The organism is Acidobacteriota bacterium (assembly GCA_020845575.1).
Classification (GTDB): Bacteria; Acidobacteriota; Vicinamibacteria; order Vicinamibacterales; family Vicinamibacteraceae; genus Luteitalea.
In genome coordinates this window covers 1-22,468 of the sequence record JADLFL010000004.1, presented here as the reverse complement: position 1 = coordinate 22,468, position 22,468 = coordinate 1, and the positions used below count along the sequence as shown (strand labels likewise).

The window sequence follows — 22,468 nt, the reverse complement described above, 5'->3', positions numbered from 1 at the left end:
GCTCACGCTGTTCATGTTCTACCTGTACGGCTACACGCTGAACCGCATCACGCTCTTCGCGTTGATCTTCTCGATCGGCATCCTCGTGGACGACGCGATCGTCGTCGTGGAGAACGTGGTGCGGCATGCCCGCATGTCGACGGGGCAGGATGGCCTCACGGCCATCGTGATTCGCGCGGTCGACGAGGTCGGCAACCCGACGATCCTCGCGACGCTGACGGTCGTGGCCGCGATCCTGCCGATGGCGTTCGTCGGAGGGTTGATGGGGCCGTACATGCGTCCCATTCCCGTTGGCGCCTCCGCCGCGATGGTGTTCTCGCTCGTCGTGGCATTCGTCGTCACGCCCTGGGCGGCCGTCAGGCTGCTGCGCCAGGACGATGCCCACCACGATGGTGGCGAGGACACGTTCACGAAGTGGTATCGCCGCGCGATGGGACCGCTCATCGCCGATCGCCGCCGCCGCATGGCGTTCCTGGTGGGGCTCGTCGCGCTGCTCGTTGGAGCGATGGCGCTGGTGCCCTTGCGGCTCGTCACGGTCAAGATGCTGCCGTTCGACAACAAGAGCGAATTCCAGGTCGTTGTCGACATGCCCGATGGCACACCGCTGGAGCAGACGGCGGCCGTCACCGCGAGGCTCGCGGCTGCCGCGCTTGGCGATCCCGCCGTCCGCGACGTGCAGGACTACGTGGGGACCGCATCGCCCCACAACTTCAACGGCCTCGTGCGGCACTATTTCCTCAGGCAGTCGCCGCACCTGGGCGATCTCCAGGTGAACCTCCTGCCCAAGCACGATCGCGCGGAGTCGAGTCATGACGTGGCGCGCCGCGTACGCGAGCGCCTGCTGCCCATCGCACGCGCCGCGGGCGCGACGATCCAGGTAGCCGAAGTGCCCCCCGGACCGCCCGTCCTGCAGACGCTCGTGGCCGAGGTGTATGGGCCTGATGCGACGCAGCGGCTGGCGCTGGCCACCGACGTCAGACGCATCTTCGAGGCGACGGCCGGCGTGGTCGACACCGACTGGTACGTCGAGGACGCGCACCCGCGTCTGTCGCTCATCGTCGATCCGGAGAAGGCCGCGGCCGCCGGTGTGGCACCGGCGACAGTGGCCGGACTCGTCCGCATGGCCGCGGGCGGAGAAGCCGCGGGTGTCCTGCACGACGAGGCGTCGCGCGAGGACGTGCCGATCCTGTTGCGCCTGCCGCGTGAGGCACGCGACGATCTGGCGTCGTTCCAGGCGTTGCGTCTCGCCGGACCGAGGCCCGTGTCGATCGGAGAACTGACGCGACTGGAACGGCGCGTCGAGGACGGCAGCATCTACCACAAGAACCTGCTACCGGTGACCTATGTGACGGCCGATCTGGCCGGCGAAGACGAGAGTCCCGTCTACGCCATCCTCCGCATGAACGAGGCGATCGCAGGACTGCGACTGCCGGATGGGCACGGCGTGGCCGTCTACAACGCGACGCAGCCCGAGCAGACGTCGCGCCCGTCGATGAAGTGGGACGGCGAATGGCACATCACCATCGAAGTGTTTCGCGATCTCGGCCTCGCGTTCGGAGCCGTGCTGATCCTGATCTACATCCTCGTTGTCGGGTGGTTCGCCTCGTTCAGGACGCCAATCGTCATCATGCTGGCGATTCCGTTCTCGCTCGTGGGCATCCTGCCGGCGCACGCGATGATGGGCGCCTTCTTCACCGCGACGTCGATGATCGGCTTCATCGCCGGTGCCGGCATCGTCGTCCGCAACTCGATCATCCTCGTGGACTTCATCGAACTGCGCCTGCGTCAGGGCATGCCGCTCGACGAGGCGGTGGTCGATGCCGGCGCCGTGCGCTTCAGGCCGATGGCGCTCACGGCAGCCGCGGTGATCGTCGGCGCGGGCGTCATCCTGTTCGACCCGATCTTCCAGGGGCTCGCGATCTCCCTCATGGCGGGCGAAGTGGCGTCGCTGCTCCTGTCACGGATGGCGATTCCCGTCCTCTATTACATGGGAGCGACGCGGCGGCCGCTCATCGGAGCCGAAACGACGCCACCCACGACGGATCCCGCGCCTGTCGAGGCGCACTGACTTGCCTGGAAGGAGTGACCGATGGCGACACGCACGATGGACATGCACCCGGCAACGACCGCACACGGCTGGACGGTGGAGCGCACGCTGCGCCTGGCGGCCGGCACCTTCGTCCTCGTTTCGGCAGGACTGGCGCTCGCCGTCCATCAGAACTGGCTGTACGTGACCCTGTTCGTGGGCGCGAACCTGTTCCAGTCCGCGTTCACGAACTGGTGTCCGCTCATGGCTGTACTGCGCAAGACGGGCATGCGGTAGAGGGATCGGCAACCGGCAACAGGCAACAGGCAACCGGCACCGGCTTGGTCCGGTCGGAGGCCCAGCGTGGCTGCGGCAGATATGCCTTCCGGTTGCCCGTTGCCGGTTGCCTGTTGCCGGTCTGTAACCCTGTACTGGCACGAGCACTGACGGGCGATGTATCGTGACGCCTGCACGGCCCGCGGCAGAGCGTCGACGGCCGTACCAGACTGCCATGGACACTCTGAACGGACTCCCTCTCGTCGCTCCCAAGGTGACCCCGGTACTCGACCCGGCGTTTCGGCCTGCCGTCCTCGCCGTGCGCGCGTTCCGCCAGCAGGTGGCCGAGGCCGGTGGCGGCGTGCCCGTCCGCCTCGCCATCGAGCAGGCCGACGGTTCCGTCTTCCGCTTCGACATCGCCGTGCTCCCGGCGTCGCATCCCGACGCGGCCGGCAACGCCGCGTTCGTCGAGCGCTTCGTCAAGTTCCTGCTGTGGTCGCGTGGCGGCTGGCGGATCTACGTGGACGGTCCCGCGGCACTCGCCGACGCGTTGCGCGCGCACTACGCGGACACGGCGACGGGCCGCTTCGACGCCGATCTCGTCGCGTTCCGGATGTTCGATCACGCCATCGACGTGGTCCACACGAGCGACCTTCCGGCGGAGCGGTCGGTGACAAAGCCGCTGGGCCGGCATCTGTCTGGCTATCGGATCGGGTTCGATCTCGGTGGGAGCGATCGCAAGGTTGCCGCCGTGGTGAACGGCGAGGTGGTCTTCAGCGAAGAGACGGTGTGGGATCCGTACCACAAGCCGGATCCGCAGTACCACTTCGACGGCATCATGGACTCGCTGCGCAAGGCCGCCGAACACTTGCCGCGCGTCGATGCGATCGGCGGCTCGGCGGCCGGCGTCTACGTGAACAACCGTGTCAAGGCCGGGTCGCTCTTCCGCGGCGTGTCGCAGGAGTTGTTCGACGCACGCGTGAAGGACATCTTCTTCGAGGTGAAGCGCGGCTGGCAGGACGTCCCGTTCGAAGTGGTGAACGACGGTGAGGTGACGGCGCTGGCGGGATCGATGTCGCTCGGCAAGAACGCGATCCTCGGCATCGCGCTCGGCACGAGCACTGCCGCCGGATACGTGACGCCAGACGGCAACATCACGTCGTGGCTCAACGAACTGGCGTTCGTGCCCGTGGCGTTCAATCCCGACGCGCCTGTCGACGAATGGTCGGGGGACTTCGGCGTGGGGTCGCAATACTTCTCGCAACAAGCCGTGGGGCGCCTGGCCCCGGTGGCCGGTATCGAGACGCCCACCGACATGGGCCTGCCCGAGAAGCTCAAGGTCGTGCAGAAGCTGCGCGGCGAAGGGCACGACGGTGCGCGGCGCATCTACGAGACGCTCGGCACCTACCTCGGATACGGCGTGGCGCACTTTGCCGACTTCTACGACATCGCGCACGTGCTCGTGCTCGGACGTGTCACGTCAGGTCCCGGTGGCGACGACATCGTCAACGGCGCGCGTCACGTGCTGGACGTGGAGTTCCCGGAGCTCGCCAGCCGGATCACGTTCCACGTGCCCGACGAGAAGGACAAGCGGCACGGCCAGGCTATCGCCGCGGCCAGCCTGCCCGAGGTGGCGTCGTGAGCGAGGCCAACCCGTACCTCACGTACGTCTCGTCCATCGCGCAACTGGTGCGCGACGGCAAGGCGTTCCAGCTCGGGGGCTTCCCGATGCCGGCACACGCGCCGGCGGCACCCGACGCCCCGCGCGCGCTGATCTTCTCGCCGCATCCCGACGATGAGTGCATCATCGGCGGGCTGGCGCTGCGCCTGCAGCGCGAGGCGGGCTATCGCGTCGTGAACGTGGCCGTGACGCAGGGCAGCAACAAGGCGCGTCAGCAGGGACGCTGGGACGAGCTCGCGAAGGCATGCGAGTACCTCGGGTTCGATCTCGTGCAGACGATCCCGGGCGGCCTCGAGAAGATCAACGCGAAGACGCGCACGAACGACCCGACGCACTGGGATGCGGCGGTCGACGTGATCGCGGGCATCATCGCCGAGCATCAGCCGGCGGTGGTGTGTTTCCCGCACGACACCGACTGGAACAGCAGCCACATCGGCACGCACCACCTGCTCGTCGACGCGCTCCTGCGACAGCCGGCCGATTTCCGGTGCCATGCCGTGGAGACGGAGTTCTGGGGCGCGATGTCCACGCCGAACCTGATGGTGGAGTCGAGCGTGCAGGACCTCGCGGACATGATGACCGCGCTGTCGTTCCACGTCGAGGAAGTGCGCCGCAACCCCTATCACCTGCTCGTGCCGGCGTGGATGCAGGACAACGTGCGGCGCGGCGGGGAAGTGGTCGGTGGCCAGGGCGGTGCCGCACCGGACTTCCTCTTTGCGACGATCTACCGCCTGCGCGAGTGGCGCGATGGCGCGCTGCACCATCGGTACGAGGGTGGGCGTATCCTCGACGCTGGCACCAGTCCGTCGACTCTCTTCGCCTGATCGGCGACTACCGCGCGTCGCTGGCAATTGCCGCATCGAGGCGTCCCGAGGCCAGGACGTCGTCGATGTGCGAGGCGATGCGCGCCATCACGGCCGGCACGCTCTTCGAGGTGTTGACGCTCACGCTGCTGTCGCTCTCGATGTGCTGCACGTACACGATCATGCCGTCGATCGTCAGGCGTGGCGTCGCGGTCGTGGCGTATTCGTCTTCGATACGCTGACCCTTCAGTTGCGCCACCAGGATGTCGACAATCGCCGCCTGCAGCGCGGCACCTCCCGGCGACACGGCGTACGATTGCCATTCACCGTCGGCGGCCGGGGAGAGCGCGCCGCGATGCGGCAGCAGATCGAAGGCGGCCTTCACCTGCAGTCGCTGCGCGCCATCGTCTCCTGTCACCCACGTGAAGTGATGCAGCAACCACGTCGGATCGACGTCGAGTTCCGGTGTCCTGAAGCGCATGCGCACACGGTCTATCGGCAGCGTCGTCGTCTCGCCTGTGTCGAGGCGGCGCGTGGCAAGCGCCGGACCGTGGTCGTAATCGGCGGGTGAGAACCAGACCATCGATGTGGCGTCTGGCGACAGGCCGAGTGGCGGCAGATCGAACTGGTGCGACGGTTCGACGGGCCAACCGTTGGCCGTGATGGCCAGCGAGCGCGTGTCGAGGACCGCCGGCCCCAGCACGTACAGGCCGGGTTCCGTGAACGAGTCGCGATCGAACCAGCCGCGCGGCGCGTGCTCCTGCGTCACACGCGTGGCACCGGTCGGGTCCAGCCGCCAGACAGGCCCATCGTCTGCGCACCGCGGCTGGTCGGTCGCCGACGCGCCATCGTCGGTCGACGTGATGAGGCGACACATCGACAATGAGCGAGCCAGCAGCGTCACTGGCGACGTGGCGATCATCGAAATGCTGGTGGCGTCCTCCAGCCCTGGCAGGACGTTGTCGCCGTACCGGACATCGAATCGGCTATTGGCCGAAAGGCCGCCTGCATCGTCGGTGGGGAAGAGTGAGGCGACGCGCGTCTCGATGACGAACGGCCCGGCGTGCTGCCAGCGTACCGGTGCGTTGCGAGGCACGACGCGATAGCGATAGCTGACGGGTGCGTCGCCCGCGTCGGTCCCGGTTGCAACGGCCGGCAACCACTCGCTCCACGTGAGGCACTCGTGCCCCGGACTGCGGGGAAGTGGAAGCGCCGTCGCTGTCACGTGGCGGTCGCCGTCATAGACGCCAAGCACCCGGTTGCCGCGCGAGGTGAACACGTCGACGATGCCGGGAACGATCCAGGCGTTGTCCTCCTGGCGTACGTCTTCGGTGAAGAGCCGCCCCCGCGCCTCGCGCCGCAGCGTGGACCCGCTGAGCGATCCCAGCCGGATGTGCCATGCGCTACCGAACGCGTTGAAACCCGTTCGCTCCGTTCCTGGAAGAACCCCATGGACATCGGGATGGAGCGAACGGGCCTCGGTCCGTTCGACGGGAGGCGTCGTCCAGCGCAATTCGACGAGCAGCCAGAGTCGTTCGCCGTCAATCTCCGGTGGCACATCGGCCAGCAGGCGCGCGGCAGATGCAACGCCGGTGGCGACGAGGCAGACTGTGGCGACCGAGAGGCCCGTCGCCGTCAGCGTTCGTCCACCGGCGCCGGCGACAGCGCGCGCGACGACGAGTCCGACGATGGTGCCGCCGATGCCGCTGAGGAGCGCGGCGAACACGACGAAGTAGCCCGACGCGCCTTCGAACGCCGAGATGTGGTACCACGTGACGCACCAGTCGGCGACCATGCCGCCCGCGAAGAGCGCGACGAGGCCGGTGAGCAGGGCGATGGCGAGGGAGGCAATCCAGGAGACCGAGCCGGCAGGCACGCACCAGTCAACGTTCATCCGGCCGTCGGCCGAACGCCCTGACGTTCAGCGCGTGGCTGCGCGTCCGAGACGGTCGTGGACGGCAGCCCAGTCGTCGCCACGCGGCGGTCGCGCGATCACGATCACGTCGGCATCCGTGTGGTCCAGCCGACGCAGGTGCGCGTACAACTCCCGTCCGTACGTCACCGCGTCGGCTGCCCCGACGATGACCAGGCCTGCGTCGTTGTCGGAGACGGGCTGCGCGTCGACAGGCGCGTGTTCTGTCTGACCCGAGCGCGCCAGGATAGCGACGCGACGTCCAGCCTGCACGTGCGCCAGCACCGCGCCGTCGAGAGCGTCCTCGTCCACCAGCTGTACGGGCGTTCGTGGGGCGTAGTGCGACTCCACGCGTCCGGGAACCCGCGGCATTGTCGCGTCCGGCGCGGCGAGCGTGCCCACCGTCGCCGCGATGGCGTCGACACCGATGACGCCAGGCCGCAGCACTGTGACACGGCCGTTGAGGCACGACACGATCGTCGATTCGAGCCCGACGTCGGATGGACCACCATCCAGCACGATCGGCACATCGTCGCCGAGATCGTCGCGGACGTGCGCGGCGGTGGTCGGACTCACGCGTCCGTAGCGGTTGGCCGACGGCGCGGCGAGCCCGCCGCCGAACGCGCGCAGCACGGCCTGCGCGACCGGGTGCGAGGGCACACGTAAGGCCACGCTGTCCTGTCCGCCCGTCACCTCGAGCGGAGTGTGCGGGGCGCGGCGAAGCACGAGCGTCAGTGGACCGGGCCAGTAGCGTTCGGCGAGCGCGATCGCCGCCGGAGGGATGTCGCGCGCCCAGCGCGACATCTCGTCGAGGCTCGCGATGTGGACGATCACGGGATGGGTCGCGGGGCGGCGCTTGATGGCGAAGATGCGCCGCACCGCGTCGGGACTCGACGCGTCTCCCGCGAGTCCGTACACGGTCTCGGTCGGCAGGCCGATGACCTGTCCGGCCCGCAACGCCGCCACCGCCGCCTCGACCGCCCCCGTATCAACCATCCTCACGGGATGATATGCAATCGGAGGGCCCACCCTACCTGCTGCGCAGATGGTAGGGCCGGCTCTCCGAGCCCGGCCTTACACAGCATCCGGGACGACGTATGGCTTGCGGTACGTGCGGGTGAGGAGTGCGTCGGCGTCAGGCGCGTCGACGAAACGCTCCGTGGCGCCGGTGAATCGCAGCGAGCGCCCCACACGGTAGGAGATGTTGGCGAGATGGCAGAGCGACGTCGACAGGTGCCCTTCGTGGATGTCGCTGTGCAGCACGTCTCCCTTGCCGGCACGCATCGCGTCGATGAAGTTCGCCCAGTGGTCGCCGTCGCGATCGGCGCTCGACCCCGCAAACGGCGTGCGCTCGCGATGCCGGAACGCCTTCCACGTACTGCCGTTGATCTCCAGCCAGCCGTCCGACCCGAAGAACAGGTTGCCGACTTCCTGGCCCGTGCTGCCTTCGTGATTGGTATAGCGCCCGCGTGTCTCCATCTCGAGCAGCGTGCCGTCGGCGTACGTGTACGTGGCCGTCTGCGTGTTCGGCGTCTCCTGCGTCGTCTTGTCGTGGCCGTACGTCTCCACACCGCCGTACACGCGCCTGCCGGGCGTGTGCACGCTGTCGTCCTTGCGGAATCCGTACAGACCACCGGCCGAGTACACGGTGACGGGATGCTCGTTCCTGGCGAGCCCCCATCGCGCGATGTCGAGTTGATGCGGGCCCGTGTTGCCCGTGTCGCCGTTACCCGTGTCCCAGTACCAGTGCCAGTTGTAGTGCCCGCGCTTCTCGTTGTACGGCCGCCACGGCGCCGGACCGAGCCAGCGGTCGTAGTGGAACGTCGCGGGCGGGGTGCCATCTGCCGACATGCCGTAGGAGTCGCGCGCCTTGAAGCACAGCGCACGCGCCATGTACAGCTCACCGATCCCGCCGTTGCGCAGGAACGCGATGGCCTCGATTACGTTCGCGTTCGACCTGTTGTTCAGGCCGACCTGCATGAGGCGCGCGTACTTGTCGCGAGCCTCGATCATCTTCCGGCCTTCCCGGATGTTGTGCGAGGCCGGCTTCTCGACGTACACGTGCTTGCCCGCCTGGCACGCGAGGATCGCGGCCAGCGCGTGCCAGTGGTTGGGCACGACGATGGAGACGGCGTCGATGTCCTTGTCCTCGAGCACACGATGGAGATCCCACTGCGTGGTTGGCGTGACGCCGGACTTCGACTCCACGAGCGTGACGGCCGGACCCAACAGCGCTTCGTCGGTGTCGCAGACGGTGGCCACGCGCACGTTGTGGCTGTCCTTGATGGCGCACCACGCGTTGAGGTGAACGGTGCCCTGGTTACGGACGCCGATGACGCCCAGGCGGATCCTGTCGTTGGCACCCTGAATCGACGCGTAGGACTTCGCGCTCATCCCGAACGTGCCGAGTGCCGCCCCCGCCGTGGTGACCATGCTTTGCCTGATGAAGTCTCGTCGTGTGCTGGACATCTGGACCTTCCTTCGACTCACGCGCGTCGCTCAGGACATGCTGCTGGCGCGGGCTGACTACCTGCCGAGGGCCTGCGAGACGAACGCGAAGACCGCGTCCGAACAGACGTCGCCCTTGTGGCCGATCTGATCGTTGATCCGGGAATGCGTGGATTCCTGCGCCCCGCACAGCGTCACGGGGACGTTGGCCCTCGTCAGCGCGTCACGCAGGACGCGTGCCTGCGCCGAGTTGTCTGGCTGACTCGCCACGTGCAGCACGAGGAAGGGCGGGATGCCCTTGCCTGGCGCGACGTGCGTGACGGTGGAGAAGTCGCGGTGCTTGACAGGGTCGTTGCCGAACTTCTGGCGATGCCCCGCCGTGGGCAGCGGGAAACCGTGCGCGCGCGCTCTGACCTCGGCCACTTCGATGATGGCGGGGATGTCGAACGTGTCGGCATCGACGGGCACGCAGCCCTTGATCATCGACAGCCCGAGCGACTGCGCTTTCAGGTACCTGTCGTCGGTACACACGATCGCGGCGAGCTGTCCGCCCGACGAGTGTCCCATCACGAACACGCGCGATGGATCGCCACCGTACTCGGCGATGTGATCGTGGACCCAGCGGAGTCCGCTGGCGACGTCGCTGATGATCGCGTCCATCTCAACGCTCGGCCACAACCGGTGATTGATCGAGACGAACACGAGACCCGCCTCCGTGAACGCGCGCGGCTTGTCGCCGACGAGTCCCTTGTGGCCGGTCTGCCATCCGCCGCCATGAATCCAGTAGACGACGGGAGCCTGCTTCGCGCCGGGCGGAACGTAGACGTCGAGGACCTGCCGTTCGTGCGCGGGCGCCGCAACGTACGGGATGTCGCGCGTCACCTGCTGTGCGTGCGCGAACGACGCGCTCATGGCGAGCGCTGCGATGACCACCATCATCGATGTGCGAGACATGGCGATCTCTACTGCGGTCGCGCCGGGCTGATCATGATGTGCGCGCCGGGCGTTCCGGGGAACATGAGCCACGGCACGCCGGGACCTGGCGTCGTCGGCAGGCCCGTGCCTTCGGCAGTCGCGCCGGGCGTGTAGAGCACCCAGCGCGTGTAGCTCTCGATCACGGCGCCGGCGGCGGCGTCGAATCGGCTCCCTTCGACGATCGTCGTGAGTCGTGGCTCGCGAGGCATCGGCAATGTGCCGCTCTCGATCTCCGGCCAGCGGAGATCCTTCGCGCCGCTCGCCTTGGTGCCGAGCCTGGCCAACTCCCGCCCGCGCGCCATGAACGGCTCGAGGTCCCTGTGATAGCAGGCGACGTTGAACCGGTCCTTCGCCGGGTCGTCGGCCAGGCACACGAGCACGCCCGTCCCCTTGCGCAGCGTGGTGAACGTGCCGTCGGCGGCGTAGCCCAGCACCGTGGCTGTGTCGCGTTGATCGGCGGGCGCGGCCTGCACCGCACCGGCGATCTGGATGTCAGCAGGAGGAATGGCCGGCGCCTGCGCCGCGGCCGTCGCGGCCACCAGAGCGCCGAGGAGGAACGCACCAATGTCGATCATGCGCCGGAGGATACACCAGGCCAAGCCTGCGGCGCCGTAGCCCAACGGTGCGAAGGCGGGCCACCACCATCCGTCTCCGAGCGCCGGGCGCGGTTGATGCGGGATGCACGCCGAGGTGGATGGAGGCCAGGGCCGTCAGTCGGTGGCTATCGTGCGCCGGCGATGGCATCGAGGGCTTCGGGATTGGCAACGCTGCTCAGGTCTCCGAGCACGGGCTCGCCGAGCCAGGCGCGCTGGATCAACCGCCGGAGAACCTTCGCGCTGCGCGTCTTCGGCAGGTCGTCGACGAAGCGGACGTCACGCGGCCGATCGACCTTGCCGAGCGCGTCCACCACCTGCTGCACGAGCGCGGCACGCAGCGTCTCGTCCTCGTGCACGCCTGGATGGAGCACGACGAAACACACGACGTCGGTGCCCTTGAGCGCGTCGGGCACGCCGACGGCCGCGGCTTCAGACACCGCCGGATGCGCGATGAGCGCGGCCTCGATCTCGCCAGGCCCGACCCGCCGCCCGGCGATCTTCATCGTGTCGTCGGCACGGCCGAGGAGAAACCAGTGGCCGTCGCGACCGACCCGCGCCCAGTCGCCGTGGTTCCACACGTCCCGGAAACGGCTCCAGTACGTGTCGATGTACTGCGCGTCGTTCTTCCACAGGCTGCGCGTCATGCTCGGCGCGGGCCTGGTACACACCAGGTAGCCCACCTCGTCCACCACGCTCCGGCCTTCATCGTCGAAGACGTCGACGGCCATGCCGATCCCCGGACTCTGTAACGTACACGACTGCAGAGGGATGATGGGCAGCGGGGCCAGGAAGCACCCGACGATGTCGGTGCCGCCGCTGATGTTGATGATGGGAAGCCGCCCCTTGCCGACGTGATGGAAGTACCACGCATACGATGCCGGATCCCATGGCTCGCCCGTGCTCCCGAGCGTGTGCAGCGAGGGCCTCGTATGCCTGTCGACCCAGTCGTCGCCCGCGCGCATCAACATGCGGATGGCGGTGGGGGAGATGCCCAGGTGCGTGGCGTCGTGCTGCTCGACACCCTGCCACAGGCGATCCGGCGACGGATGGTTCGGCGCGCCTTCGAAGATGACGACGGCCACGCCGAGTTGCAGGCAGCCGATGATTTCCCAGGGTCCCATCATCCAGCCGATGTCGCTGAACCACCAGAAGCGATCGCCGGGCCGGGCATCGAAGTTGTACGCAACCTCTTTGCCCATCTGCGCCAGGCAACCCGCGTGCGTGTGAACGGTGCCCTTCGGACGCCCTGTCGTGCCGCTCGTGTACAGCATCAGGGCGGGCGTCATCGACGGCACCGGCAATGTCTCGCACGCGTCGTCTGCCGTGTCGACCACGTCGTGCCACCACTGGTCGCGATCGGCGCGCATCGGACACTGCGCGTCTCCGGTACGTGCATACACGATCACGTGACGGAGAGCCGGCAGGCCCTCACACGCGGCGTCGGCCTGCGCCTTGAGCGATACGGGCTGACCGCGACGGAGACTCGAGTCGGCAGTGAACAGCACGCGGACGTCGGCGTCTTCGAGACGCTCGCGTAACGCCGGTGGTGCGTAGCCGCTGAAGATCGGAATGAAGATGGCGCCGATCTTCTGCGTGCCGAGCATCGCCCACACGACCTCGGCCACCATCGGCATGTAGCACGCGACCGTGTCGCCGCGGCCGACGCCGAGCGTGCGCAGCGCGTTGGCGACGCGATTGACGGCGCGCGCGGCATCGCTGAACGAGAACGTGCGAACCGAGCCGTCCTCTGTCTCGGCGATGAGGGCGAGGTCGTCTCCGCGCGTCGTCGCATGACGGTCGATGCAGTTGAGCGCGATGTTCGTCTCGCCGCCGACGAACCAGTTCGCCCACGCCGGTCCGCGACTGGCGTCCATCGTCGTGTGGTACGGCGTGGTCCACGCCACATCGATGTCGCGCAGCGCCGCGTCCCAGAACGCGAGGGGATCGTTCTGCGTCCATCTGACGAATTCCCGCGCCCGGGTGTACACCTGATCCGGCCTGGACGCGTCGACGTCGATGCCGAGGCGTCGCATCAGGCGTGTGATGTTGGCGCGCTCGATACGCGCTGCGTCAGGGATCCAGACGTCGCGTGGGGGCATGGCGTGTGCCCGCATTATCCATTGCTGCGAGAGGCAGGGGCGCAGGCAAAAGCCGCCCCTGCGCGTGGTGGAACTACTGGCTCGCGCGATGTGATGCGCCGCGAGCCCAGCGGGCTCCGCCTTCTGGCGTGCCGTAGACGGCCTGTTCCACGTAGAGTGTCGCGTGGGGAGAGACGGCGTCGACGCGCACGCCGACGTCGATCCGCGTACCGGGACTGACGACGCCGCGCAGCACCGCGGCGAGCGACGTCGTGAAGCGACTGCCCGCCGGTACTGGCACGGTCACCGTATACGGCTCGAGATCCGTGAAATACACCGTCAGGTTCACCTGCTCATCGACGGTGCCGACGTTGGACACGAGGAGGTAGGTGTCTGTCGGGGCATCGACGCCCGGTGGCGCCAGTTGCACCTCACCCCCGGCCACGCGCCAATGGGCCGCCGGCGGGTCGGGGAAGCCGCTCGACGCATGGCCTTCGTGCCACGTCGTGAAGCCGCCCGGCCACCACGTCGCGCGCTCCGCGACGAACGGGCGCGAGGCCGTCAGTTCCACCGACAGGCCGCCCTGGTTGGCCAGCGAGACGCCCTCGTCGGTGACTTCCTGATCGAGCCAGAGCGTGAGGCGCTCGCGTGGTCTCGCGGTCCGTGTGAACGTGAGGGGCGCCGCCGACGTCTCGCCGTCTGGCAGGTACACACGCACTGTCACGTCGAGCGGCGTGTCGTCGGGATTGGCCACGGCGATGAACGTGTCGAAGTACGAACCGGGGGCGCCTTCGGCGAAGAACCACCGCGGAGCCAGCGCCGGCTCGCCGGCGACGGCCGTGCCCGCCGGGAACAGTTGCGGTCCGCGCGTATACATCGCCCGTTCGACCACGATCGGCACGGCGTTGGTCGACGTGACGGTGGCGCCGAGTTCGGCAGATGCGAGTCCGGGTTCCTGATTCACCCACACGGTCTGGCGCTGTCCCGCCGGGACGGTGTAGTGCCGGGTGACCAGGCCCTGACCCTGCACGAAGTAGTCGATGCGCACGGCGGCCGCGGTGTCGGTGGACGTGTTCTGCAACAGGTAGAACAGGTCGAACATCGTGGTCGCGCCCTCGGCGAAATGCCAGACCGTGCCGGGCGCCGACACGCCGTGTTCGCTGTGGCTGCCGTAGGCCTGTGCCCCGCCCTGCCACGTCATCGTCCGCGCGGTCGTGAGGTCGACGTCCGCATGCACGCGCGTGGCGAACTCGGCGCTCGCCATCTGCGGGTGAGCCCCGACGTCGACGACAGCGACGCGGCGCGCGCCGATGGGCACCGACTGGCTGACCGACGTGCCGGTGGCGGTCTGCCATTCGGTGACGGCCACGGTCGGCGCGTCTCCCTCGTTCAACAGGCTCAGGCGCGTATTGAAGAAGCCCGTGGCCCCTTCGCCGAAGTAGGCGACCGGGTGTCCCAGTGGATGCCAGCCGCGGCGGAAGGCCTCGGCGTTGTTCACCCCGTCGCCGTTCGGGTCGCCGAACGGGCCGCCGGCATCGGGGCCAAGCGCCGGCAGGTTGAAGGTGGCCTCCCAGCTGTCGGGCAGGCCGTTGCCGTTCACGTCGTCGGTCGTCGTCACGCGGAAGATGGTGCCGGTGTTGAAAGACGTCATGAAGAGCTCGCCGTCGAGATCCGCGTCGACGGACACGACCATTCTTCGTGCCAGCGTCTGGAAGACGTCGTGCCACTGCACGTCGGCTGCACCGGCCTCGCCCGTCGCGGGGTCGACGGTGATGGCCAGCGAGAAGAGCCCGTTCCGGCCGACACCGGGCGAGGTGGGCGTGTCGGCGAAGTCGGCGAAGAAGTAGCGGCCGTACATCGCGGGTCCCAGCAACCTGCCGCGATAGCGATGGCCGCCCGTGATCGAACTGCCCATGAGGGCCGTGCGGCCGTACTCGTAGATCGGCGGCGTCAGTGGCGCGTAGGCGGCGGCGGTGCCGGACGGTGCCTCGGTGTTCGCGCGCGTTCCCTCGAACAGGGGCCAGCCGTAGTTGCGGCCCCCCGCACCCGGTGGCTGATACGAGATCTCCTCGACGTGGCTCTCGCCCACGTCGGCGATGAAGAGGCCGCCCGTGCCGCCGAGTCGCGGATCGTCGACTGTGACACGCCACGGATTGCGGACGCCGAACGCCCAGATCTCGTGGCGAGTCGTGATGGGCGTGCCGTCGACGAAGGGGTTGTCGGGCGGGATGCGATAGCCGCGCACGGCGTCCGGGTTGCCCGGGGCGTCGGCGACGTCAGCGACTCGAACGTCCAGACGCAGGATCTTTCCGAGCACCGTGTCCGGATTCTGGCCGCTTCGGCTGGCGTCGTTGGCCGGACCGCCGTCGCCCACCACCACGTAGAGGTAGCCGTCAGGGCCGAAGAACATCCGGCCGCCATTGTGGTTGGGTGAGTTGGTGGGTTGATCGATGTATCGGCCATCCGGCTCCGTGAACAGGAGGTCCAAGCGGGAGGTCTCGTCGGCCTGGTATGGGTCGTCCGCGCGCCGTGTGTAGCGCGACACGACGGTATCGCCGTATTCGGGGTGTGTCTCGTCGGTATGGCCGTTGGTGCGCGTGAAGTTGACCCAGAAGCGGCGATTGGTCGCGTAGTCGGGATCGAAGGCGAGGCCGAGCAGGCCGCGCTCGCTCTGGAGCGACACCTGATTCGACAGGTCGAGAAAGACGCCGCTCCGCAGCGTGCCGCGTTCGACGATCCTGATGCGTCCCTTCTTCTCGAGCACGAACTGGATGTCGGGGTCGGTCGGGTGCGGCACCAGGCCGACGGGTTGATCGAGACCGGTGACGTATGGCACCACGCGGAGCGTCTGGGCCGTCGCCGTGACGGGAAGTGCCAGAGCGGCAAGGAGGCAGAAAGCCGTGAAACGCATCGTCCCATGATAGTCGCGGTCAGGATGGACGATGCATGACCGGTGTCCTGTCCCGCCGACACGATCGCCGCGGACACCTGAGCCGCGTTCGTGTAGAGTCCGCCGCATGCATCGCCGAACCTTCCTCGCCCACGCGACCGCGGCCGGCGCCGTCATCGCTCCGGCTCTTGCCATGGCTCAGTCGCCTGCATCGTCGCAGGCCGCAGCGGCGGGACGTCGGGAGACCAACCCTTCGCCGGCAGGCCTCCCGCTCACCGTGCGCGTCGGCATGACCGACTGGAATCTCGGGCGTCGTGGAGACATCACGAAGATCGCGCTGGCTCGCGAACTCGGACTCGACGGCATCCAGGTGAGCCTGACGTTTCCCACCGATGGCAGCCCGCACCTGCGTCAGCCCGAGACGCAGGTGGCGTTCAAGCGCGCGGCCCTCGAGCACGGCATCCAGATCTGCTCACTCGCGATCGGCAATCCCGGCGCGTCGCGGCTGCCCTTTCACACCAATCCCGCCTCCGCGGTGCTGCTCGTGGAAGCGGTCGAGGTGGCGCGCAATCTCGGGACGACCAACATCCTGCTGCCGATTCTGGGCAACAGCCACATCGATATGACGAGCCAGACGCAGGTCGACACGTTCGTCGCGATGATGAAGGAGGTCGCGCGCTACGCCGAGAAGGCAGGCGTGGTGATCGCGCTCGAAGACTGGATCTCGGCCGAGGACAACCTGCGGCTGATCGACGCGATCGGGTCCGAGTTCGTTGGCGTGTACTACGACGCACGCAACATCAAGGCGCGCCTGCACGATCCCTACGGGGAACCGGCGAAACTCGGCTCGCGCATCGACCAGATCCACGTCAAGAACGGACAGACGCTGATGCGCGAGCCGGAGCTGCTCGACTGGCCGCGCCTCGCGCAGGAATACGTCGACATCGGCTATCGCGGCTGGTACGTGCTCGAGACGGGATCTCCGACAGGAGATTTCGCGGCAGACACGCGCGCCAACATCGACTACGTGCGCAGGACGTTCCGCATGCCCGCGTAGGCCGCGGCGACGCGCGTGCGAGGGCGTATGCTGAGGATTGCCGGTTCTCATCCGGCGGAGGAGTCCTCATGGCGAAGAAATCACCTCATCACGCCGTCATCAACGAGTTGTCGATCCTGCTGGCCAGCACGTACACGCTGTACCTGAAGACGCAGAACTATCACTGGAACGTCACGGGCCCGATGTTCACGACGCTGCACACACTGTTCGAGACGCAGTACACGGAGCTGGCGTTGGCCAACGACGAGATTGCCGAACGCATCCGCGCGCTCGACGCATTCGCGCCTGGCAGCCTTGCCGAGTTCTCGACGCTGTCGGTGGTGAAGGAAGCGAAGGGACGCGCGACGGCCAAGCAGATGATCGAGACGCTCGTGAGCGATCAGAAGGCGCTGGCCAAAGCCGCGCACAAGGCGATCGACGCGGCGGAGAAGGCGGGCGATCAGGCCACCGCCGACCTCGGCACGCGCCGCGTCGAGATACACGAGAAGAACGCCTGGATGCTGCGCAGTCACCTGGAGTGAGGCAGGCAGATGGGCCCGACCACTCGCGCGTGACGCCGGAACGGCGTGGCGACGCGTCTGCCGCTCGAGGCCCGATCCGCACGGGTACGCGGCAACGGAGCCGTCGCACGCCGGCGGTACACTGGCGGGCACTGTACAGACACACGCGACACGAGGAGCATGACCATGGCGTCCAATCCCGTCGGCTGGTTCGAGATCTACGTGCAGGACATCGATCGCGCGAAGGCGTTCTACGAGCAGGTCTTCGATTGTCGGCTCCAGAGGTTGAGCAGCGGCGACCTGGAGATGTGGGCGTTTCCGGGAGACATGAGTACGCACGGGACAACGGGCACGATCGTCCGCATGGAGGGTGTGCCCTCGGGCGGTAACAGTACGCTGGTCTACTTCAGCGCTGCCGACTGCGCCGTCGAGGGCGGGCGCGTGGCCGCCGCCGGTGGACGCGTGCACCGCGACAAGCTGTCCATCGGTGAGTACGGTTTCATCGTGTTGGCCTTGGACACCGAAGGCAACATGTTCGGCATCCACTCACAGCAGTAGTGTGCACACCTGCACGCAGCATGCGCATCGTATCGGCCGTGTTGATGGTGGTGTGTGTGCTGTGGGCGTCGCAGGCGGCGGCGCAGGAGCCGACGCCGGAGACGGTGCCCGTGCAGTCGGCCGATGGTCCGGTGTCTGATACCGACGCGCCGGTTCCGGAGTTCGAGGAAGACGTCGTCGTGGTGGCCACCACGCGTACCGGCCGACGACTGGAGGAGCAGCCGACTCGTGTCGAGGTCCTCGGCCGCGAGGAGATCGAAGAAAAGATGCTCATGACGCCCGGCGACATCGTCATGATGCTGAACGAAACAGGCGGCTTACGCGTGCAGGCCACGTCGCCGTCGATCGGCGCGGCGAGCGTGCGCGTGCAGGGGATGAAGGGGCGCTACACGCGCGTTCTCAGCGACGGCCTGCCGCTGTTCGGTCAGCAGGTCGGTGGGCTCGGGTTGCTGCAGATTCCGCCGATGGACCTCGGGCAGGTCGAAGTGGTGAAGGGCGTGGCGTCGGCGCTCTACGGTGCGGGTGCCATGGGCGGTGTGGTGAATCTGCTGTCGCGCCGGCCGGGCGGCGAACCGGCTGTCGACCTGCTGATCAATCAGTCCACGCTCGGGGCGACCGATGGCGTGGCGTTCGCCTCGATCCCGATCAGTCGCGCATGGCGGATGTCGGTGCTGGCGGGCGGGCATCGCCAGTCGCGCGTCGATCGCGATGACGATGGCTGGGCCGACTTGGCGGGATACGGTCGCGCCGTCGTGCGTCCTCGCGTGTTCTGGGATGGCGGCACCGGCCGCTCGGCGTTCCTGACCGCCGGCGTGACTGTCGAGGATCGGCAGGGTGGCACGCTGCCCGGCGCGACTCTGGCGACCACGGGCTCGTCATGGCTGGAGGCGCTCGATACGCGGCGCTACGACGTCGGCGGCACGATCCAGACCCTGGTCGCAGACCGCTACGTGCTCACCGCGCGCGCGGCCGCCGCCTGGCAGCGGCACGATCATCGGTTCGGCGACGTGCGCGAGCGCGACGCCCACGACACGGCGTTCAGCGAGGTCGCCCTGCGCGGCGCGGCAGGCCGCCATACCTGGGTCGTGGGCGCCGCATACGAGCGCGACGATTACACACCGCGCGACGTGCCGCGGTTTGCCTACACCTACGACGTCCCGGGCCTATTCGCGCAAGACGATGTGGACGTGGCGACGTGGGTGTCGGTGTCTGCGGGCGCGCGTGTCGATTGGCACAGCGAGTACGGCATGTTCATGAGCCCGCGCGTGGCGGCGCTCTTCCGGGCGGGTGCCTGGACGAGCCGCCTCTCGGTTGGCCGCGGCTTCTCTGCGGCGACGCCGCTGACAGAGGAGAGCGAGGCGGCAGGTCTCACGCGCCTCGACGCGCCGCGTCCGTTGCGCGCCGAGCAGGGCACCAGCGTGTCGCTGGATGTGACGAGGACCGTGGGACTGATCACCATCACGGCAACGGCGTTCGGATCCCGAGTGGCGCACCCGCTCACGGTGGAACGCGACACGCGCTACGCGCTCGTCAATCGCGATGGCGCGTCGACGAACATGGGCGCCGAGTTGCTGGCGATCGCACGCAGCGGACCCTGGGTCGCGACGGCCAGCTATGCGTATGTCCGCTCGCGCGAAGACGGGGAGCGCGGCCGACAGGATGTGGCGCTCACGCCGCGCCATGGCGCGGGGCTTGTCGGCATGTGGGAAGACGAAGACTGGGGACGCGTCGGACTGGAGTTCTACTACACAGGCCGTCAGCGGTTGGAGGTGAACCCGTTTCGTTCGACGTCGGCACGCTATCTCGTCGTCGGCGCGCTGGCCGAGAAGCGATTCGGCGCGATCCGGCTGTTCCTCAATGCGGAGAACCTGACCAACGTGCGGCAGACACGCTGGGACTCCCTGCTGCGACCCGCGCGAGGCGTGGACGGCCGGTGGACCGTCGACGCCTGGGCTCCGCTCGACGGCCGTGCGATCAACGGCGGCCTGCGCGTAGCGTTCTAGCCTTGGATGAAGGCACGTCGTGAACGAGGCTCAGTCGCCTGAGACGGCCTTGACGAGCGCCGTCGGATCCTGGCTCAGGCCGACCTGCCGGTGACGGACGACGCCGGCGGGGTCGATGACGAAAATCATTGCCGAATGCGCGATCTCGCCGTCGGTGTCACGCCGGTACTTCACGCCGAACACGGCAGACAGATCGCGCCCGCCGTCTTCGGAAGCCGCGAAGAGCCGCCAGCGCTCCGGCGCGAGTCCATGGCTGACGGCGAACTGCTTCATCGCCGCCGGCGTGTCGCGACCGGGATCGAGCGAGAAGAGTGCGAACGTGACGTGGTGCTTCGCATCCTCGGAGAGCAGGCGCTCGACGGCCTTCATGTCCTCGGTGACGCGCGGACACACCGACGTGCAACTCGTATACACCATGCTTGCGACCATCGTCTGTCCGCGCAGATCGGCCAGCGTCAGGTACGTGGCGTCGGCGTCGACCAGATCGAGGTCGAGATCGTAGATCGACGCCTGTGACAGCGGCGAGACGAACGTCGCATCGGCAGCAACGTCGTGCGCCGCTGGCACCGGCGCCGGCTGGCTGCCGCATCCGGCGAGCGTGAGCGCCAACGCTACGCCAGCGACCGCGCTCGTGCGTGCACGCGCCGTCATTCCGAGCACCCGCCTGATGCAGGCCGCCGTCATCGCCGTATCCGTCCTGCCGGGGCCGATGACCTGCCGTTCACGACACCGCGGAATCCCAGGTTTGCCACGCCGTACCGTGCCTCGAGGCTGCTGCGGAAGGCATAGCGCATGAACGCGGCGTAGTCCTCGAAGTCCGAGGCACCGACGGCGCCGCTACCGCAATAGAGCGAACGTTCGAGCGCCGAGTCGGCGCGCGATTCGCCGGTCACCAACGCCGAATTGAAGTCGAGCGTCCACTCCCAGATGAGTCCGTGGAGATCGGCTACGCCGTACACGTTGCGAAGTCCGGAGCCGACGGCTGGCAGGCGCGCCGGTGTCGGGCGACCGTACCAGAGCCGCAGGCGTTCGAGGAACGCGGGATCCCTCGCCGCGTCACGCCGCGTCTCGTCTGCCGCCGCGGCGTACTCCCACTGGTCGACGGTTGGCAGCGACTTGCCCAGCGTGCGCAGGTACGCCCGCGCGGCGAACCACGACACGTGCACGACGGGACTGTCCGGCGGCGCGTCGGGACCGAGATCGACGTCGCCGTGCCAGTGACGCAGGTACGACGAATCGGCGAAGAGCGGCGAGATGCGCGACCGGCGCCACTCGGGGTGCGCGGTGACGAATGCGAGGAACTCCGCGTTGGTCACCGCATGCCGATCCATCTCGAACGCGGTGACCCCGACACGGGGCCGCACGTCGGCCCGGCGCGTGGTCGATGATGCGCGTACCGGCGTCACCGCATAGAGAGGACGGTAGCTGCCGGCGGGCACGCTCGCCATCCCGGCGCGCTCGCCGCTGGCGGCACCGAGGAGCAGACCAGCTCCGAGGAGCACCGCCCAGGCGGTCCTCCTCGGAGCGGTCGCGGCGCTGGCACGCCACAGCGGCACTACCGTCTGCCTCCTCGTACCGCGCGCACTTCGGACGGCGTCACGTCGTGACCGGCGTTGTTCCAGTTGGCGTAGACGTACGTCAGCACGTTCGCGACGTCCTCGTCCGAGAGGCCGAGCGCGGGCATGGCGCTGTTGAAGGTCTTGCCGTTGACAGTCACCGGTCCGGAGAGTCCGTTCAGCACCGCGCCGATCGCCCGTCGCTTGTCGGCGTTGAGATAGTCGGCGCCGGCCAGAGGCGGGAACACGTTCTCGAGGCCCGCTCCCGCCGGCCCGTGGCACGCGGCACAGATCGATGAGTAGAGGCGCTGCCCGCGCGCCACGCGTTCGCCTGTGCTCGATGCCGGCGCAGGTGTCGGTGCGGTCGTTGGCCCGACCGTCTGGATCACGCCGCCTTCAGGCTGGTAGACCAGATCCTCCAGCTTGCCCGAGTACACCGCGGCGTTCTCGGCGCCGGCTACCTTGAGCATGCCGAGCGACCCCTTGTTGAACGTGCGGAAGAGCGAGTGATCGACGATCACGTACGTACCCGGCACGTCGACCTTGAACTCGACGATCGTCGACCCGCCAGCGGGCACCAGCGTCGTCTGCACGTCGGCGTTCTCCATCGAGCCGCCCTCGTGCCGCACCTTGTCGAAAATCTCGCCGATCACGTGGAACGACGACACGAGATTGGGGCCGCCGTTGCCGACAAACAAGCGCACCGTCTCACCGACGTCGGCCGTGATGGCGTTGTCGCCGGCCAGGGCACCGACAGCGCCGTTGAACACGACGTACTCGGGCTGTTCGGCGATGGCTTTCTCCATGCTGAACGGCTGGAGTCCAGGCGCGCCGGTCTTTCCGGCCGTGTAGAACTCGCCCTGCATCACGTAGTACTCGCGGTCGACCTTCGGCAGGCCCTCTCTGGGTTCGACGAGGATGAGCCCGTACATCCCGTTGGCCACGTGCATGCCCACAGGTGCCGTGGCGCAGTGGTACACGTACAGGCCGCGATTGAGCGCCTTGAACGAGAACACTGACGTGTGTCCCGGCGCGGTGAACGACGATGCCGCGCCACCGCCAGGCCCGGTGACAGCGTGCAGGTCGATGTTGTGCGGCATCTTGCTGTC

The 22,468-nt window shown here is 68.0% G+C and carries 18 protein-coding genes; 8 read left to right on the top strand and 10 right to left on the bottom strand.

Annotated elements, in window-relative coordinates:
* The 4 genes from IT182_01115 to IT182_01100 form a co-directional block, all read left to right on the top strand.
* Positions 1-2,068, top strand: a 2,068-nt coding sequence (locus IT182_01115) for an efflux RND transporter permease subunit (GenBank protein MCC6161935.1), incomplete at its 5' end; no start/stop codon positions are given.
* A 42-nt stretch (positions 2,069-2,110) separates the two neighbouring features.
* Entirely contained in the window at positions 2,111-2,323 is a 213-nt protein-coding gene (locus tag IT182_01110; GenBank protein ID MCC6161934.1) for a DUF2892 domain-containing protein, read from the top strand.
* Positions 2,324-2,537: 214 nt separating this feature from the next.
* Positions 2,538-3,944: an ROK family protein gene (locus IT182_01105; protein MCC6161933.1), complete on the top strand. Its 1,407-nt coding sequence runs from the start codon at positions 2,538-2,540 to the stop codon at positions 3,942-3,944.
* An 86-nt stretch (positions 3,945-4,030) separates the two neighbouring features.
* Complete coding sequence (locus IT182_01100; protein MCC6161932.1) at positions 4,031-4,807, top strand: PIG-L family deacetylase; 777 nt, start codon at positions 4,031-4,033, stop codon at positions 4,805-4,807.
* Positions 4,808-4,814: 7 nt separating this feature from the next.
* Here IT182_01100 and IT182_01095 read toward each other — a convergent pair whose 3' ends face one another.
* From IT182_01095 to IT182_01065, 7 genes are all read right to left on the bottom strand, one after another.
* Positions 4,815-6,680, bottom strand: a complete 1,866-nt coding sequence (locus IT182_01095; protein MCC6161931.1) for a hypothetical protein — start codon at positions 6,678-6,680, stop codon at positions 4,815-4,817.
* Between the two features lie 27 nt (positions 6,681-6,707).
* On the bottom strand, positions 6,708-7,694 hold the full coding sequence (locus IT182_01090; protein MCC6161930.1) for a threonylcarbamoyl-AMP synthase: 987 nt from the start codon (positions 7,692-7,694) through the stop codon (positions 6,708-6,710).
* Positions 7,695-7,772: 78 nt separating this feature from the next.
* On the bottom strand, positions 7,773-9,167 hold the full coding sequence (locus IT182_01085; protein ID MCC6161929.1) for a Gfo/Idh/MocA family oxidoreductase: 1,395 nt from the start codon (positions 9,165-9,167) through the stop codon (positions 7,773-7,775).
* 57 nt (positions 9,168-9,224) lie between these two features.
* A complete protein-coding gene (locus IT182_01080; protein MCC6161928.1) occupies positions 9,225-10,085 on the bottom strand; it encodes an alpha/beta hydrolase in 861 nt (286 codons plus the stop codon).
* Positions 10,086-10,108: 23 nt separating this feature from the next.
* Positions 10,109-10,696: a hypothetical protein gene (locus IT182_01075; protein MCC6161927.1), complete on the bottom strand. Its 588-nt coding sequence runs from the start codon at positions 10,694-10,696 to the stop codon at positions 10,109-10,111.
* Positions 10,697-10,842: 146 nt separating this feature from the next.
* Entirely contained in the window at positions 10,843-12,816 is a 1,974-nt protein-coding gene (locus tag IT182_01070; protein ID MCC6161926.1) for an AMP-binding protein, read from the bottom strand.
* Between the two features lie 73 nt (positions 12,817-12,889).
* Positions 12,890-15,706 carry a PQQ-dependent sugar dehydrogenase gene (locus IT182_01065; protein ID MCC6161925.1) on the bottom strand — a complete coding sequence of 939 codons (2,817 nt, stop codon included), beginning with the start codon at positions 15,704-15,706 and terminating at the stop codon, positions 12,890-12,892.
* A 106-nt stretch (positions 15,707-15,812) separates the two neighbouring features.
* On the opposite strand from IT182_01065, the gene IT182_01060 reads away from it, so the two are divergent.
* The 4 genes from IT182_01060 to IT182_01045 all read left to right on the top strand — a co-directional run bounded on the left by IT182_01060 (position 15,813) and on the right by IT182_01045 (position 19,803).
* A complete protein-coding gene (locus IT182_01060) occupies positions 15,813-16,742 on the top strand; it encodes a sugar phosphate isomerase/epimerase (protein ID MCC6161924.1) in 930 nt (309 codons plus the stop codon).
* Positions 16,743-16,810: 68 nt separating this feature from the next.
* Positions 16,811-17,263, top strand: a complete 453-nt coding sequence (locus IT182_01055; protein MCC6161923.1) for a DNA starvation/stationary phase protection protein — start codon at positions 16,811-16,813, stop codon at positions 17,261-17,263.
* Positions 17,264-17,428: 165 nt separating this feature from the next.
* A complete protein-coding gene (locus IT182_01050; GenBank protein MCC6161922.1) occupies positions 17,429-17,800 on the top strand; it encodes a VOC family protein in 372 nt (123 codons plus the stop codon).
* A 20-nt stretch (positions 17,801-17,820) separates the two neighbouring features.
* A complete protein-coding gene (locus tag IT182_01045) occupies positions 17,821-19,803 on the top strand; it encodes a TonB-dependent receptor (protein ID MCC6161921.1) in 1,983 nt (660 codons plus the stop codon).
* 30 nt (positions 19,804-19,833) lie between these two features.
* Here IT182_01045 and IT182_01040 read toward each other — a convergent pair whose 3' ends face one another.
* The 3 genes from IT182_01040 to IT182_01030 form a co-directional block, all read right to left on the bottom strand.
* Complete coding sequence (locus IT182_01040; protein ID MCC6161920.1) at positions 19,834-20,487, bottom strand: SCO family protein; 654 nt, start codon at positions 20,485-20,487, stop codon at positions 19,834-19,836.
* Positions 20,484-21,251: a formylglycine-generating enzyme family protein gene (locus IT182_01035; protein ID MCC6161919.1), complete on the bottom strand. Its 768-nt coding sequence runs from the start codon at positions 21,249-21,251 to the stop codon at positions 20,484-20,486. Before IT182_01035 ends, IT182_01040 begins: the two co-directional genes overlap by 4 nt.
* A gap of 107 nt (positions 21,252-21,358) precedes the next feature.
* Positions 21,359-22,468: c-type cytochrome (locus tag IT182_01030; protein MCC6161918.1), on the bottom strand; the 1,110-nt coding region annotated here is incomplete at its 5' end.

Excerpts from the sequence above, each read along its gene's own strand:
- IT182_01060 (MCC6161924.1), top strand. The coding sequence starts at position 15,813 with ATGCATCGCCGAACCTTCCTCGCCCACGCGACCGCGGCCGGCGCCGTC.
- IT182_01080 (MCC6161928.1), bottom strand. The coding sequence starts at position 10,085 with ATGATGGTGGTCATCGCAGCGCTCGCCATGAGCGCGTCGTTCGCGCAC.
- IT182_01085 (MCC6161929.1), bottom strand. The coding sequence starts at position 9,167 with ATGTCCAGCACACGACGAGACTTCATCAGGCAAAGCATGGTCACCACG.
- IT182_01090 (MCC6161930.1), bottom strand. The coding sequence starts at position 7,694 with ATGGTTGATACGGGGGCGGTCGAGGCGGCGGTGGCGGCGTTGCGGGCC.
- IT182_01065 (MCC6161925.1), bottom strand. The coding sequence starts at position 15,706 with ATGCGTTTCACGGCTTTCTGCCTCCTTGCCGCTCTGGCACTTCCCGTC.
- IT182_01040 (MCC6161920.1), bottom strand. The coding sequence starts at position 20,487 with ATGACGGCGGCCTGCATCAGGCGGGTGCTCGGAATGACGGCGCGTGCA.
- IT182_01045 (MCC6161921.1), top strand. The coding sequence starts at position 17,821 with ATGCGCATCGTATCGGCCGTGTTGATGGTGGTGTGTGTGCTGTGGGCG.
- IT182_01100 (MCC6161932.1), top strand. The coding sequence starts at position 4,031 with ATGCCGGCACACGCGCCGGCGGCACCCGACGCCCCGCGCGCGCTGATC.
- IT182_01095 (MCC6161931.1), bottom strand. The coding sequence starts at position 6,680 with ATGAACGTTGACTGGTGCGTGCCTGCCGGCTCGGTCTCCTGGATTGCC.
- IT182_01110 (MCC6161934.1), top strand. The coding sequence starts at position 2,111 with ATGCACCCGGCAACGACCGCACACGGCTGGACGGTGGAGCGCACGCTG.
- IT182_01035 (MCC6161919.1), bottom strand. The coding sequence starts at position 21,251 with ATGGCGAGCGTGCCCGCCGGCAGCTACCGTCCTCTCTATGCGGTGACG.
- IT182_01050 (MCC6161922.1), top strand. The coding sequence starts at position 17,429 with ATGGCGTCCAATCCCGTCGGCTGGTTCGAGATCTACGTGCAGGACATC.
- IT182_01055 (MCC6161923.1), top strand. The coding sequence starts at position 16,811 with ATGGCGAAGAAATCACCTCATCACGCCGTCATCAACGAGTTGTCGATC.
- IT182_01075 (MCC6161927.1), bottom strand. The coding sequence starts at position 10,696 with ATGATCGACATTGGTGCGTTCCTCCTCGGCGCTCTGGTGGCCGCGACG.
- IT182_01070 (MCC6161926.1), bottom strand. The coding sequence starts at position 12,816 with ATGCCCCCACGCGACGTCTGGATCCCTGACGCAGCGCGTATCGAGCGC.
- IT182_01105 (MCC6161933.1), top strand. The coding sequence starts at position 2,538 with ATGGACACTCTGAACGGACTCCCTCTCGTCGCTCCCAAGGTGACCCCG.